A 14,359-nucleotide genomic window follows, 5' to 3' on the forward strand; every position below is an offset into this window, starting at 1 on the left:
GGTTGTTACTCTTCCTTGGCTAATCCTTCCTCGCAAGGCAGACTAACCGTAAACGTTGTGCCCTCCCCAACGGTGCTATTTACACTAATCTTGCCGTGATGTGCCTCGACAATAGATTTTGTAATGGAGAGGCCTAACCCTGATCCGCCGTATTTACGTGTACGAGAGGAGTCACTGCGGTAGAATCGATCAAAGATATGTGGGATGTGCTCTCCGGGAATTCCGTAGCCATTATCCCGCACGCTTAATAGAGCCTGATTTCCTTCCGCTTGTAAAGAGAGATGAATGCTCCCTGTCGTGGCATTGGTATGCTGAACTGCATTGTGGAACAGATTCAGAATCACCTGCTTGAGCTTATAGGGATCATATTTACCACGGATGCCATAGGAGATATCAAAGGTAACTTTACGTTGATCTGCGAGCAAAAGCAGATGCGGCTTCATTTCGTGAATTACCTCGCTGAGAATCAGATCAGTCATCTGCAGTTGTGGAGCTCCATCCATTCGAGCGAGCAGTAGCAGATCCTCGACCAGCTTGTTGATCCGTTTCGATTCACCATGCATGCTTCGCAACGAGTTATATAACTGTTCTTTATTATCGGCGGCGCCCCGCAGCAAGACCTCAAGAAAACCGTGTATTGAGGTAAGCGGAGTTCTAAGCTCGTGGGAAGCATCGGCAGCGAACCTGCGCATCTGCTCCTTGGCCTCCCGTTCATTATGAAAGGATATTTCGAGACGTTCGAGCATACCATTGAATGAATGAGCAAGCTTGTCGATCTCGGCCTGTCCTTGGTCAACTGGAAACCGAATGTCCAAATTACCGGCATTAATGATCTCAGCCGATTCTCCCATATTAGATAGAGGAACTAACGTCTTTCGCAGGGCCGGTAAGTATAGGAATAATCCAGTCAATAAAGCAATCACTGACAAACCTGCGTAGATCAGCAGCTGCTGCATTATCACATCCGTCAATGGCCCTGTGCTCACACTCATTTGCAGCAGCAATCTAGTATTTCCAGGTCTATAAAGATTCATGAATATAGCTAGATGTTCAGTTCCGTCTTCAGCTTGGATGAGCTTGTAATTTCCTGTTGCCCTATCCGTGGTGTGAATCAGCAGCGCATCGTATTGCTCATTGGTCAGCCTGGGTGCTGCTATATCTGAGAGGGTTAATTGCTGTAAATCCCTGAAGGTGCCATCCGAGCTGTACATGGCGAGAGTTGTATGGGCATCAAGCAGAAGCGGGCGCCGGTTCTCGCCAGTTCGCAGCCCACTTGGCATTTTATTCATGTCTTCTCTTTCCAACGGGAAATTGCTGTTAAACTCGTTGTTCGTGTCATTTATACCTGTGCTGTCCTCGTCATAGGAATTAAAAAAGTTAAAAAACATCTCACGGGGGACAGAACGTATTTGCGCTTCCATAGACTCGGCTCTATTGCTGTATATAAAATCTCGCATAAGGATATATTGTAAGACTCCAATTAGCAGCAGCAATCCTGATAGAATAAGCAGCGATGTGGCAAGCAGCTGTTTACGCAAGGAACGTGGTGCAGGCAGTCTGCGAAGCCATCTGAAGATGGGAGTGCTCATAGATCCACCCGGTAGCCTGCGCCCCGCAGGGTACGGATAATACGGTGCTCCTTATCTCCGAGCTTCTCACGAAGCGAACGGATATAGACCTCAACAATATTTTCCTCACCGCCAAAATCATAGCCCCACACTTTATCAAGAATCATAGGCTTGCTGAGTACAAGGCCGTGATTGATAACGAGATACTGTAATAACTCGTATTCCGTAGGGGAGAGTTCAAGTACTTCCTCCCTGAAGCGAATTTCCTTTCGCCGACTGTCAATTCGGAAAGGACCGCAGCGGACCTCACCTAGCAGCCCCGGAAACTGATTCCGCAGCCGCGCTTGGATCCGCGCTAGTAATTCATCAAAGCTGAAGGGCTTGACCATATAGTCGTCAGCACCAATAGATAGTCCTTTTACGCGATCATCCACTTCGTCTTTTGCAGTAAGCATGATGACAGCTACCTCTGTCTCTTCTGAGCGCAGATAGTGACATACCTCGAATCCATCCATACCCGGCATCATAACATCCAGGATAGCTACATGGGGCTTGAATTCAGCTGCAATCGAAATGGCGCTTAGCCCGTCCGACGCGGTTCGTACTTCAAAACCTTCGTTAAGGAGACCCAGCTCCAGGAACTGTAATATATGAGGCTCATCATCTACGAGCAGAAGTCGAACTCCTTGTACTGCTTTCATCATAGGTTCCTCCAAATCGGTGATAGATAGCTTCATTATGCCATATCCGGTTGAATGTTTGCTGAAGACCGAATGATTCTTTTTCTAGAATAAATGAGTGAATTTCTTTCACATGGCTTTAAATTGGTTAATCTAGTTATAAGGAATATTAACGTGTTTAATGACAAACAGGGTTAAAAATTCCGGATTTTCGGAATTGCGATAAAGGGTTTTGACGAAGAATATAGAACACTTTACAATAAGGATAATCTCCTGATTCAGGCTCCTGATTTTGGAGAATGCTCTCCCTATTTTAGGTTAGATCATCCGAACGTGTAAAATTTCCTTCCTCGTTTTTTCAACTTTGTCATCTTCCTATCAAGGCTCATTTCTTTCTGGTGTATTTCTTTTCTAATTCACTTCTTTTTGGAATTCTGTTCATTCATCCTAGGTTTGCTGAACTTTATATTACCCATAAGTCAAGGGAGGCTTTTCCATGAAGAAAAAAGAAATGGTAGCCATGCTATTGGCTGGAGGCCAAGGCAAAAGATTGAAAGGTTTAACCAAATCGCTTGCCAAGCCCGCTGTCTATTTTGGGGGCACTTATCGGATCATCGACTTTCCTTTAAGTAACTGCTCCAACTCGGGTATTGATACTGTTGGTGTATTGACACAGTATGAGCCACTTATACTACATTCTTACATCGGAGTAGGCAGTGATTGGGATTTGAACCGTAAGAATGGTGGAGTATTCGTATTGCCACCGCATGAACGTGAGAATGGAAGCAGCTGGTATCGGGGAACAGCCGATGCGATTTATCGAAATCTTAAATTTGTAGATCAGTTCGACCCCGAGCATGTTCTTATTCTATCCGGTGATCACATTTATAAAATGGATTATCATGCTATGCTGCAATACCACAAGGAGAGAAATGCAGATTGCACAATTTCTGTGATTGACGTTCCGCTGGAGGAAGCAAGTCGATTTGGAATCTTAAATACGGAGGACGATCTGAAAATTTACGAATTTGAGGAGAAGCCTGCACAGCCAAAAAGCACGCTAGCTTCTATGGGTGTGTACATCTTTAAATGGGAAATTCTCCGCAAGCATTTACTGGAGGACGGAGAGAATATAGGGTCATCTCACGATTTTGGTAAGGATATCATTCCTTTGATGCTGGAAGACGGGAACTCTTTATTTGCGTACCCTTTTGAAGGGTATTGGAGAGACGTTGGTACGGTAGCAAGCCTGTGGGAAGCGAATATGGATTTACTGAGCGATAATCCACCGCTTAATCTAAATGATCCCAGCTGGCGCATATTTACACGCAATCCGAATCAACCTGCTCAATATGTCGCACCTGGGGCGAAAGTGTCAGGATGCATTATTAATGAAGGCTGCATTGTGCATGGTGAAGTGAAGCACTCGGTTCTTTTTTATGGCGTAGAAGTAGGTGAAGGCAGTGTGATTACGGACTCCGTAATTATGCCTAAGGTTAAGATTGGTAAGAACGTACGCATTCATAAAGCGATTATTAGTGAAAATACGGTAATCGACGATTATATGGAAATAGGCATCGAGCGGGAGAACGAGAACGAAATTCTGCTGATCGACAATAAAAGCAAAAAACGTAAATCAGCTGTAGCCAAAACCATATAATCAAGCTAAAACGCCTTCGACGTCCTTCTAGGGACGGTAAGCGTTTATGCGAGATTTATAAGGATAAAGTATATAGTGAAACTTATACTTTCTTATAAATTATAAGAGGACGGTGGATTCCGATGAAGCAACTCATGGGTGTAATTAATTTGGATCATGAACTCGATAAATTAAATGAACTCACTTATTTCCGCTGTGGTGCAGCCGTACCTTTTGCCAGTCGTTATCGGTTGATAGATTTCGTGCTTTCCAATATGATGCGTGCGGATCTGGAGAGCGTGGGCCTGTTTGTTCGCCGTAAATACCGTTCTTTAATGGACCATTTGGGTGACGGGAAATCTTGGGATATGAATCGCAAGCATGGGGGACTATTTATTTTGCCTCCGGACTGGAATGATCCCACCGATACTTCTCTTGGCGACCTTCAGCATTATCATAATAATCTGGATCTTTTTAAACGGGGATCTGCTAAATATATTGTGTTTTCCGGCAGCCAGCATATTAATACTATCGATCTCCAGGACTTGTACAGCTACCATTTGGAGAAGGGTGCCGATGTTACAGTAGTATACAAAAAAATAGAGCAATTACAGCCAGAGCATGAGTTATGCCAGCGTATTGAAGTGGACGAAGAGAATAATGTGACCAATATCCATCATGAGAAGGATCATCCCAATTTATATCTCGATATCTTCATTATGGAGAAAAAACTGTTCCTGGAGCAGGTGGAACATTGCATTGCACATGGGGAGAGTTACTTTTTCCGTGATGTGATCCAGAAAAACCGCCATAAATTCAAAATCGCTGCTTATGAGTATCATGGCTATCATGCCGTAATTAATTCATTGGAAAGCTATTATAAGAATAGTCTGGAGCTGCTTCAGCAGGAGAATTACTTTAGTCTGTTCAAAGAAAGTCCAGTGCAGACGAAGATTAAATATGAGGCTCCTACCCGATATTTAGAGAGCGCAAATGTCAGCAATTCACTGGTGGCTAACGGCTGCATTATAGCTGGAACGGTGGAGAACAGCGTGATCTTTCGTGGGGTTCAGGTACGTAAAGGAGCGAAGATCATCAACTCTGTAATTATGCAGAAGTGCATTATAGAGGAAGATGCTGTTATTGAGAATGTGATCATGGATAAGGACGTACATTTAAGTAAGAATCGAATTCTCGTCGGGGATAGTAAACGTCCATTTGTGATCGCCAAGAGCAGCAAAATATAAACCAACTGGATTAGATGAAACGAAACAGTATAACCTATCTGATCTACAGGCATAGTCTAATGCATCCCTAAAAAAAGCTTTTGTCAGGAGGAACCTGCTGTTGTTTAACGATAAAGAAACTTTCAAACAGGTGTTTCGCGAGACGCTCATCAGTAAATTGGGCAAACCTTTGGAGGAAGCCTCGAATGCTGATGTCTATAAAATATTAGGCAACATGATTCGCGAGAATGCCGGGAAAAATTGGGCGGATACCAATCAAAAGTACAAGACGGATAAGGATAAGCAGGTATACTATTTTTCTATGGAGTTTCTGATCGGAAGACTTCTGGGGAACAATCTGCTGAATATGGGCGTGCTGGAGGTCGTGCGTGAGGGATTGGCCGATCTTGGTTTCTCGCTGCAGGATATTGAGGAGGTAGAAGCCGACGCTGGGCTTGGCAATGGAGGACTTGGACGTCTAGCTGCTTGTTTCTTGGATTCACTGGCCTCCCTGCAATATGCAGGGCATGGTTGCGGCATACGTTATAAATACGGCCTGTTCGAGCAGAAAATCGTTGACGGGTATCAGGTGGAACTGCCCGATTACTGGCTGCAAAATGATAATGTATGGGAAGTGCGTCGTGAAGACAAGCAGGTAGAAGTAAGGTTCTGGGGCGTGATTGAGACTCGGGAGGAGAACGGGCGGCTTATCTTTGAGCATAGTCAATATGAGGCCGTTCGTGCAGTTCCGTATGATGTGCCTATCATTGGTGCAGATCGGCGGCATGTGAATACACTGCGCAACTGGAGCGCGGAGTCCATCACCCAGCCTACCAGAACCTTTGGCTCTTTTGCCGGATCAGACTATCATAAATTCCTGGAATATAAGCGTTCCGTAGAATCCATCTCGGAGTTCCTGTATCCGGATGACTCTCAATACGAAGGCAAGCTGTTGCGGTTGAAGCAGCAATACTTCCTCTGCAGCGCTGGCCTGCAAAGTATTCTGCGAACCTTTGGAAAGCTTGGACTCCCTATACAATCGCTGCCCGACAAGGTTGCACTTCATATCAATGATACACATCCGACGCTTGTAATTCCTGAATTGCTGCGGATTCTGATGGATGTACATGGATTAGGATGGGATGAAGCGTGGAGTATTACAACTCGTATGGTGTCCTATACAAATCATACGATCTTGAGCGAAGCCCTGGAGAAATGGCCTATTCAAATGGTCAGGGACTTGCTTCCACGTATTTTTCTTATTATTGAAGAGATCAATGCCCGCTTCTGCGGCGAGCTGATGAGTCGTTATCCCGGTGATCAGGACCGGATTTCACAGATGGCGATTATTCATGACGATCAGGTTCGCATGGCCCATCTGGCGATTGTGGCGAGCCATAGTGTCAATGGGGTAGCGGCGCTGCATACAGAAATATTGATGAAACGCGAAATGCGGCTCTTTAATGAAATGTACCCGCACCGCTTCAATAATAAGACGAATGGGATTACTCACCGGCGCTGGCTGATGCATGCCAATCCGGATCTGGCTAACCTTATCAATCAATCGATAGGAACCCGCTGGATGAGCCATCCGCAAGAGATGATTGGCTTGATTAAATATTGTGAGGATGCTTCCTTTCAGGAACAAGTAGCCAGCATTAAACGGCGGAATAAGCTCAAGTTGGCTGAATACATTTACAGCAAGCATTCAGTACATGTAGACCCCGACTCTATCTTTGATGTTCAGGTGAAGCGCCTGCATGCTTATAAGCGGCAGCTGCTAAATATTTTGCATATTCTGCATATGTACAACCAAATCAAAGATAATCCTTCGATGGATATGGTACCGCGCACGTTTATATTCGGAGCAAAGGCGGCGCCAAGCTATCATTTGGCGAAACGAATTATCAAGCTGATCAATACTGTGGCGGAGGCTGTCAACAAAGATCCGGATGTTAAAGGCAAGATTCGTATCTTTTTCCTTGAGAATTATTCGGTATCTTTGGCCGAGAAGATCATTCCTGCTGCGGATATTAGTGAACAGATTTCTACAGCGAGTAAAGAGGCTTCCGGTACGGGGAATATGAAGTTTATGATGAACGGTGCATTAACCGTAGGTACGATGGACGGCGCTAACGTGGAAATGCATGAGATGGTAGGGGACAACAATATGTTCCTGTTCGGTCTTCGTGCTGAGCAGGTAATGGATTATTATCAGCATGGCGGCTATCACGCACGTGATATCTACAATGGGGATAGCCGTGTGAAGGAAGTATTGGATCAGTTGGTTAATCCGGGACCTATATGCTGTCATGGTGCGGAGTTTGAGACTATTTTCCATTCTCTTTTGGATAATAACGATGAATTCTTTGTGCTTAAGGATTTCGCAAGTTATGTCGAGACTCATGTCGAGATTGACCGGGCATACCGCAACCGTCAGGAGTGGCTGAAAAAGTCTATTATAAATATTGGTCATTCCGGTAAATTCTCAAGTGATAACACGATTAGCCGCTACGCGGCGGAGATTTGGAATATCAGTCCGGTACGGCTATAGGCTCAACAAGAATAGGCTGTCTTATAAGTAGGAGATTCCTACAAATGAGACAGCCTATTTCTTATGCTCTATAGAGCTGCTTTAGATAACTTCCGATACCAGGGCTGCGAACCGCTCCAGGAACCGGCGTTCCTCATCATCAAAACGATCTTTCAGCGGACTGTCGATGTCGAGTACGCCAAGCAAACGATCATCCTTGATCAGCGGGACGACAATTTCGCTGTTTGAAGCGGCGTCACAGGCGATATGTCCCGGGAATGCATGCACATCTCCAACTACTAACGTGCGTCGTTCCGCAGCAGCCGTTCCGCAGACTCCACGAGACAACGGGATGCGGATGCAGGCAGGAAGACCTTGGAAAGGCCCGAGCACAAGCTCCTTGCCATCAAATAAATAAAAACCGGCCCAATTCGTATCCGGCATAGCGTGTTTAAGCAGTGCCGAAGCATTGGCCAGGTTGGCCGTTGCACTTGGTTCGTCCTTTACTAATGCTTCTAGTTGGATTAGAACCGCTTCAAACTGCTCGTTGCGTGTTCCATCGTAAGGCATAGCTTGAAACATGAAGCATCACCTTCCTGTACTTTTAATTCAAATATGAACTCCTAACTGTAATTATCAACATAGTACAGCTAGACATGATACGTCAAGCGACAATACCAATCTGTAACAATATGGAATCTTCCTTGAAGTCCATGAAATGCGGAACAGCCACAATAATGTTTCCGGGGATCGGTCAGAGGGTAATGCTAGTATAAATACCGAAGGCTATATAGCCGGAAGAGGTGGAATATGCGCGCTGATGTACAGAACTTGTTCATAGGAATTCATATGCTTTATTGTGCACGGGATAAAGATGTGACGATCTCAGAGATGCTGCTCGGACTTGAAGATTTGGGGTATCGTGTAGGAGAACGCGAAGTGAAACAGGAATTGGAAAAGCTGACACTGGACAACTTTCTGACTGCCCATACCGAAGGGTACAGTATTACGGGGACTGGAATTGAAGAGTTCAAGGATATTCGAGCCAAACTTCAGGTGTTATGCAGTGAAGTTATTCATGAAGCGGAATGAAATCATTGTAGTTAAGTTTAATAAAAAGCGTCTGTATTTAGGGAGTGTTTGCTCCCTGTTGCAGACGTCTTTTTACGTTAACGCGTAGAATTTGTTCTTTTCAATGTTAAAGAATTTAGAACTTTTATCTTAAGGATATACTCTTGAATGATGTATAATTGATAAGTTGAAGGGGGGCAGAGACTTGTATATCTGCAATGGAGTGATACCCACACTGGTCGGCAGTAGAGTGAAGCTGTGTGCTATGACTACTGAACATGCTTCAGCATTGTATCAGATCTGGTCTCATCCAGAGGTCACCCGCTGGTTGGGGGCTCCAGCATTATCCTCTATCGAAGAGACTGAGCAACTGATTGCATTTTTATCACAGATGGCTCAGGAAGAGGACAGCTTACGCTGGAGTATTGTAGGACCCGGAGGTGAAGTTATAGGGAGCTGCGGGTATAACTATTGGCAGTTACAGGGAGCTTACCGCGGGGAAATTGGCTGCGATCTGGCGCCTGCCTTTTGGGGGCTTGGATATATGAAAGAAGCGCTTGGTTTAGTGCTCAACTTCGGCTTCAATAGGATGGGGCTGAATCGGATAGAAGCGCTGTGTCATCCTGATAATAATCGTGCGCAGAGGCTGGTTCAAACGCTCGGCTTTCAGAAGGAAGGTATATTACGTCAATATCGTCAGACACCTTCCGGCTTTCAGGATGTGACTCTACATGCGCTTCTGCGTGGGGAATGGCAATGATTTTATTACATAAAGAGAGGGTTTGGAACATTGAAGTCAACAGGGGATTTAGAACGTAAATTAATACTGATAGGGGTGCTGCTAGCTACCTTTTTGGCTGCGATTGAAGGAACGGTAACAGGACCAGCGGGTCCAGCTATCGTAGGTGAATTTCAGGGAATGCAGTGGCTTAGCTGGATATTCACTTCTTATTTGCTGGCAATGGCTATTACTACTCCTATTTTCGGCAAAATCAGTGACCTCTTTGGACGCAAGCCGGTGTTCATGTGGGGGGCAGCTGTTTTTTTATTAGGCTCATTATTATGCGGTATTTCGCAAAGTATGGAGCAGCTGATCCTGTTCCGGGCAATACAGGGGATTGGCGCGGGTGCGCTCATTCCAATGACCTTTACCATTATCGGGGATATTTACAGTATTGAAGAGAGAGCGAAGACACAAGGATTACTTAGCTCTGTATGGGGGATTTCCTCTTTGGTAGGCCCTCTTCTTGGAGGATATGTTGTAGATTACCTAAGCTGGCGCTGGGTATTTGTCTTTAATCTGCCGTTTGGTTTACTAGCAATGGTATTTATTGCCCGTTATTTGAAGGAAGAGAAGGTACGCCGGAAAGCACAAATTGATGTGGCAGGGGTGCTGCTGTTCGCTGCTGGTATGGGCGCATTACTCTTCGGTCTCTCCACAGGAGGACAGAATCTGGAGTGGACATCCCCACTGCTAATTGCAACTCTAAGTGTGGCTGTTATCCTGCTAGTCTTATTTTTCTTTGTGGAGCGTCGTGCTCCTGAACCTATGTTGCCGCTGGGTCTATTCTCGAACCGCAACATAGCGGTGTCTACTGGGGCTAACCTGCTGGTAAGCACATTAATTATTGGGCTTTCTACGTATGTGCCATTATGGGTGCAGGGTGTATCCGGAAAAAGCGCCGCCATCTCAGGTTTGCTACTGGCGCCGATGTCGGTAGGCTGGATGTTTGGTTCGATCGCCGGAGGGCGGATGATTCTAAAAGCAGGTTCGCGTCGAACCGCAATGCTTGGGTTGATTATGATCGCTGCGGGGGCTATTGGCCTGGCTTTCTTAACAGGGGAGTCTTCACAGCTGCTGCTCTTATGCTTGATGCTGGTCTGTGGAGTTGGCTTTGGGTATTCTTCTACAGTCTTTACGATTATCGCGCAGTCCTCTGTTGCGTATGAGCAACGGGGAGCATCTACAGCGCTTAATGCGTTCACGCGTTCTTTAGGACAGACTGTTGGGGTGGCTATTTTTGGCTCCTGGCTGAACTTGAATATTGATAAGCTGTTAAGAAAACAACCAGATTCAAACATCTCAGGAGATGATATTAATAAGCTGCTTGGATCACATGCAGGAACCAACCTGTCTGGGGAAGTATCAAACAGTCTGCGTGATGCCCTTGAAGGTGGTCTTCATTCATTATTTATCGTAATGGCAGTTTTCGCTGTTTTGTCGCTGATAATTTCCTGGGGTTTGCGAAAGGGTGTGCCTTCAGTAGAGGATGCTTCATCGTCCTTGAAAAAGGCATAACTTAATAGGTAGATAGCGTTTAAATGTGCTTGATCCATACGAATTGACTCCCTGGAGAGGCGTACGGAGTGACGCATGGAATGACCGACGGTGTGGCATATGGAATGACGCATGGAGTGACGCATGGAATCACGCACGGAATGACGCATGGACTAACGGAGAGTATCACATGAAATGACGCATGGAGTGACATATGGAATGACACATGGAATAACGGATGGGTGGCACGCCAGATTGATGCAACCTCTAGAGTAGAGCGTCGATGGAAGCAGTGGAAGCAATCGTTAGGCAAATTTAGTTGTATTTTGTACAACTATAATCCTGCCGTTAACTCTTCAATGGATATAGCTGTATTTAGTACATCTATTTTCTTGATTTACTTGCCTAGGGGTACTTTTTCTGGTTTTTAATTGTACAGAATACACTTAAAGTTAGAATAATCCGATTTGCATACGAAATAGCTGTATAGAATGCAGTTATTCCTTTAGCTACTGCTCAGGTTCCCATCAAGATCGGGCGCTGAAAATATAGCGGGTTATATCAAAAGTGAATTTTACTGAGGGTGGTAGTTACGGTCAGCTAGAAGGGACGTCCAATCGGAAGTGTGTTTGCCAAGTCCAATCGGAAGTGTGTTTGCCAAGTCCAATCGGAAGCGTGCACGACAAGTCCAATCGGAAGTGTGCTCGCCAAGTCCAATCGGAGGTGTGCTACGCCAAATCCAGTCGGAAGCGTGCACGCAAGTCCTGCCGAATAAGGATGATGATGATCCGAGGTTTGCCAAAAGCGGACCTCAAAGTCCGTCTTCGGCATCGACTTACTGCCCTAACTGATCAGTTCCCAACTAATGTTCGGCTAACGGAGGCTGTAAAAAGGCACTCGAATTTTGCTCAGAGGGGTCATAAGGACTTATATCATCTGCTCAAGTAAGCCGCCGCAGAACAAAAAAACCAATAGGCGATTCTCAAATAAATCGGAGAATCGCCTATTGGTTTTCTTTTTAACATTAACAGAAATCAATAACAGCTTGTCTAAAACACATAAATAAGCGACTCTTACTTACGAGGAAGAGGGGATAGCTTCTCAGCTTGTAGACCCATCTTTTTGAGCAGAACAATCATTTGTTCCTTCTCATCATCATTCAGACCGCTGAAAGCAAGATGCAGGCGTTCTGAATATTTCGGATACATCTCATTCATGAGACGTTCACCTTCCGTAGTCAGCTCCGCAAAAATCACACGGCGGTCGCTCGGACAAGGCTTACGCTGCAAATAGCCGCGTTCCTCAAGCTTATCGATTACGTAAGTAACGTTGCCGCTTTGCAGCAGCAGCTTGGCGCCAATTTGTTGAATGGGTTGTGGTCCCTTATAGTACAACACTTCCATAACGGCAAAGGCAGTCGGATTAAAACCTTCAATTTTGCTGCCGGTAACAGCATGTTCATTAATGCTCTTAAAAGACTTGGCAAATACCCGGTACAAATGTAGTGTTAATTGCGTATCACGTTCGTAAGATTGTATCATGCTTCTCCACCCTCTATCGTTAATCATGTGTGAACTCATCGCACAGTTTGCAATCAATAGTCATTAGTGCACGGGTTACCTGTGCAACGAACCTTGAGATAACCTTAGAATACGTGAAAGAGCGAATGAAGAACATGTGATTTGTCACAATGAGCACACTTTTAATTATTAAAAATCAAACAATTTTTTGAATGCGATAAAAACGAAGGTTTTTTTGATTTCAGTCTTTGAAAGGATAAGAATTTCAGTCTTAGGTTCAAGCGCTATTTACGCCTCCAGACGGATGATTGATGTTCTCCAATATTTTACTATTACTTCATCGAGAAATAGTAACGGGGAGTGAAGTAAGATGGAGGAACAACTGGCTCATGATTCAAAAGAAGGAAAGCTAACGGCGAATAAGCCCTTTATGCTGCTTATTGCCGCACAGCTTGTATCGAATGTGGGAGACTGGTTGCATATCCTAGCGCTACTGACAATGGTAGGTTTTAAATGGAATGCGACACCGTGGGAAATTACGGCTATATCTTTATGTATGGCTGTGCCGTTGCTCTTAGGAGGACCGTTCGCTGGTTATTTAAGTGATCGTTTTAACCGCAAGGCGCTGATGATTGGTTCGGATCTAGCTCGTGCCGGAATCGTTGTTTGTTTGGTATTTGCAGGTTCTCTCTGGCAGGTATATGTCCTGCTAGTAGCTAAAGGGATCATGGATGTACTCTTTTCACCAGCCAAAAGCGGAAAGCTCAAGGAGCTTGTCCCTGCGGCCCAGATGGATAAAGCCATGGCGCTTAGCTCATCTATCGAACAAATAACCAAAATTGTAGGTCCTGCTCTAGGTGGACTGCTGGTTGCCGCATTTGGTATTGCCGCTTGTTATGTGATTGACTCGGCTACCTTCATTTTATCGGCGGTCATCTTAATAGGACTGCCGCGTGCGTCTGCACTGAAGAAAGATGCAGCAGAGGATAACACAGGGGAGAATGGTGCTCGGAAGTCTTTTCGCCAAGAAATGTCGGCGGGTCTGCAGGTGATCGTGGGAATGCCAGTAGTACTTTGCGGGATTGCTATGCTGGTACTAGTGCTGCTAATGCTGCAAATTGGTGATTCGCAGATTGTAACGTTATTCCGGGAAATTCCGGGTGTGAACGGTGATCTGCTGGGTTGGTGTGTGGCAGCCAGTGGTCTTGGCACCTTACTGTCAGCCTTGCTTGTAAGCCGTATAGGCAGTGGTAAACATACGCTCGTCTTCATGGGATTGGGAGCTGTAATTATGGGGGTTGTTTTCTCAAGTGCAGGAATTGTAACTGCCCACGGTCAGGCTGGATTATGGATGAACATCGCTTTATTTGGTTCTTTTATGTTTGCTGGTGTGGGAGCAGGCCTTGCGTTCATTCCCTTCAATTCTATGCTGCAACAGCGGACCCCTGCGGAATACACGGGCCGTGTATTTGGAACTATAGGCAGTCTAACAAGTGCGGCTGTTATCTTGGGACCTGTGGCCGGTGGGGCTTTAGTTACAGCGTCAGGACCTGTCCCGGCTTTCATTCTCTCTGGTTTGCTTACAGCCCTGCTCGGAGTGTTACTGTTAATGCTGCGTGGTAAAGTCGAGCGTAGAGATGAAGCGGCAATTAAACGTGAAGAAGAAATTTCAGCAACAAATAACCTAGAGCTTCTCGGACAGACCTCTCTTTAATGGGAGGTTTCTTTTTTAAATAGGAGAGTAGTTCTCTGAGCTGTGAAAAAATCAGTTTGCTTCCTTGGAGAAAGTATATATAGTACGATTAGAGAAGCTATCTTTCTGGATTGGAATTTCGATAATAATA

At 45.2% G+C, this 14,359-nt stretch carries 12 protein-coding genes; 7 read left to right on the forward strand and 5 right to left on the reverse strand.

The window, feature by feature from the left end; genetic code table 11:
• Positions 1-5: 5 nt before the first annotated feature.
• On the reverse strand, positions 6-1,589 hold the full coding sequence (locus tag MHI25_RS03300) for a HAMP domain-containing sensor histidine kinase (protein ID WP_076186276.1): 1,584 nt from the start codon (positions 1,587-1,589) through the stop codon (positions 6-8).
• Complete coding sequence (locus MHI25_RS03305; RefSeq protein ID WP_038568592.1) at positions 1,586-2,269, reverse strand: response regulator transcription factor; 684 nt, start codon at positions 2,267-2,269, stop codon at positions 1,586-1,588. Before MHI25_RS03305 ends, MHI25_RS03300 begins: the two co-directional genes overlap by 4 nt.
• A gap of 475 nt (positions 2,270-2,744) precedes the next feature.
• Between MHI25_RS03305 and MHI25_RS03310 the strand changes: the two genes are divergently transcribed.
• The 3 genes from MHI25_RS03310 (at position 2,745) to MHI25_RS03320 (ending at position 7,667) form a co-directional block, all read left to right on the forward strand.
• Positions 2,745-3,908: a glucose-1-phosphate adenylyltransferase gene (locus MHI25_RS03310; RefSeq protein ID WP_038568594.1), complete on the forward strand. Its 1,164-nt coding sequence runs from the start codon at positions 2,745-2,747 to the stop codon at positions 3,906-3,908.
• A gap of 122 nt (positions 3,909-4,030) precedes the next feature.
• On the forward strand, positions 4,031-5,134 hold the full coding sequence (gene glgD / locus MHI25_RS03315) for a glucose-1-phosphate adenylyltransferase subunit GlgD (protein WP_036676786.1): 1,104 nt from the start codon (positions 4,031-4,033) through the stop codon (positions 5,132-5,134).
• A 100-nt stretch (positions 5,135-5,234) separates the two neighbouring features.
• Positions 5,235-7,667: a glycogen/starch/alpha-glucan phosphorylase gene (locus MHI25_RS03320; RefSeq protein WP_036676789.1), complete on the forward strand. Its 2,433-nt coding sequence runs from the start codon at positions 5,235-5,237 to the stop codon at positions 7,665-7,667.
• A gap of 81 nt (positions 7,668-7,748) precedes the next feature.
• Here MHI25_RS03320 and MHI25_RS03325 read toward each other — a convergent pair whose 3' ends face one another.
• Complete coding sequence (locus tag MHI25_RS03325; RefSeq protein ID WP_036676791.1) at positions 7,749-8,228, reverse strand: GAF domain-containing protein; 480 nt, start codon at positions 8,226-8,228, stop codon at positions 7,749-7,751.
• Positions 8,229-8,456: 228 nt separating this feature from the next.
• Between MHI25_RS03325 and MHI25_RS03330 the strand changes: the two genes are divergently transcribed.
• From MHI25_RS03330 to MHI25_RS03340, 3 genes are all read left to right on the forward strand, one after another.
• A complete protein-coding gene (locus tag MHI25_RS03330; RefSeq protein ID WP_036676794.1) occupies positions 8,457-8,738 on the forward strand; it encodes a hypothetical protein in 282 nt (93 codons plus the stop codon).
• A gap of 184 nt (positions 8,739-8,922) precedes the next feature.
• On the forward strand, positions 8,923-9,477 hold the full coding sequence (locus MHI25_RS03335; protein ID WP_340394972.1) for a GNAT family protein: 555 nt from the start codon (positions 8,923-8,925) through the stop codon (positions 9,475-9,477).
• A gap of 30 nt (positions 9,478-9,507) precedes the next feature.
• Positions 9,508-11,016, forward strand: coding sequence for an MDR family MFS transporter (locus MHI25_RS03340; protein ID WP_076124409.1), 1,509 nt, complete (start codon positions 9,508-9,510; stop codon positions 11,014-11,016).
• 579 nt (positions 11,017-11,595) lie between these two features.
• On the opposite strand, the gene MHI25_RS03345 is transcribed toward MHI25_RS03340, so the two are convergent.
• Complete coding sequence (locus MHI25_RS03345) at positions 11,596-11,826, reverse strand: hypothetical protein (RefSeq protein WP_339246232.1); 231 nt, start codon at positions 11,824-11,826, stop codon at positions 11,596-11,598.
• 242 nt (positions 11,827-12,068) lie between these two features.
• Positions 12,069-12,536, reverse strand: a complete 468-nt coding sequence (locus tag MHI25_RS03350) for a MarR family transcriptional regulator (RefSeq protein ID WP_036676802.1) — start codon at positions 12,534-12,536, stop codon at positions 12,069-12,071.
• A 349-nt stretch (positions 12,537-12,885) separates the two neighbouring features.
• Between MHI25_RS03350 and MHI25_RS03355 the strand changes: the two genes are divergently transcribed.
• Positions 12,886-14,229, forward strand: a complete 1,344-nt coding sequence (locus tag MHI25_RS03355; RefSeq protein ID WP_340394973.1) for an MFS transporter — start codon at positions 12,886-12,888, stop codon at positions 14,227-14,229.
• Positions 14,230-14,359: the final 130 nt, after the last annotated feature.

It is taken from the genome of Paenibacillus sp. FSL E2-0177 (genome assembly GCF_037992975.1).
Taxonomy (GTDB): Bacteria; Bacillota; Bacilli; order Paenibacillales; family Paenibacillaceae; genus Paenibacillus_AQ; species Paenibacillus_AQ odorifer.

Coding starts and splice junctions, on each gene's coding strand:
- MHI25_RS03300 (WP_076186276.1), bottom strand. CDS start 1,589: ATGAGCACTCCCATCTTCAGATGGCTTCGCAGACTGCCTGCACCACGT.
- MHI25_RS03305 (WP_038568592.1), bottom strand. CDS start 2,269: ATGAAAGCAGTACAAGGAGTTCGACTTCTGCTCGTAGATGATGAGCCT.
- MHI25_RS03310 (WP_038568594.1), top strand. CDS start 2,745: ATGAAGAAAAAAGAAATGGTAGCCATGCTATTGGCTGGAGGCCAAGGC.
- glgD (WP_036676786.1), top strand. CDS start 4,031: ATGAAGCAACTCATGGGTGTAATTAATTTGGATCATGAACTCGATAAA.
- MHI25_RS03325 (WP_036676791.1), bottom strand. CDS start 8,228: ATGTTTCAAGCTATGCCTTACGATGGAACACGCAACGAGCAGTTTGAA.
- MHI25_RS03330 (WP_036676794.1), top strand. CDS start 8,457: ATGCGCGCTGATGTACAGAACTTGTTCATAGGAATTCATATGCTTTAT.
- MHI25_RS03345 (WP_339246232.1), bottom strand. CDS start 11,826: ATGCCGAAGACGGACTTTGAGGTCCGCTTTTGGCAAACCTCGGATCAT.
- MHI25_RS03350 (WP_036676802.1), bottom strand. CDS start 12,536: ATGATACAATCTTACGAACGTGATACGCAATTAACACTACATTTGTAC.
- MHI25_RS03355 (WP_340394973.1), top strand. CDS start 12,886: ATGGAGGAACAACTGGCTCATGATTCAAAAGAAGGAAAGCTAACGGCG.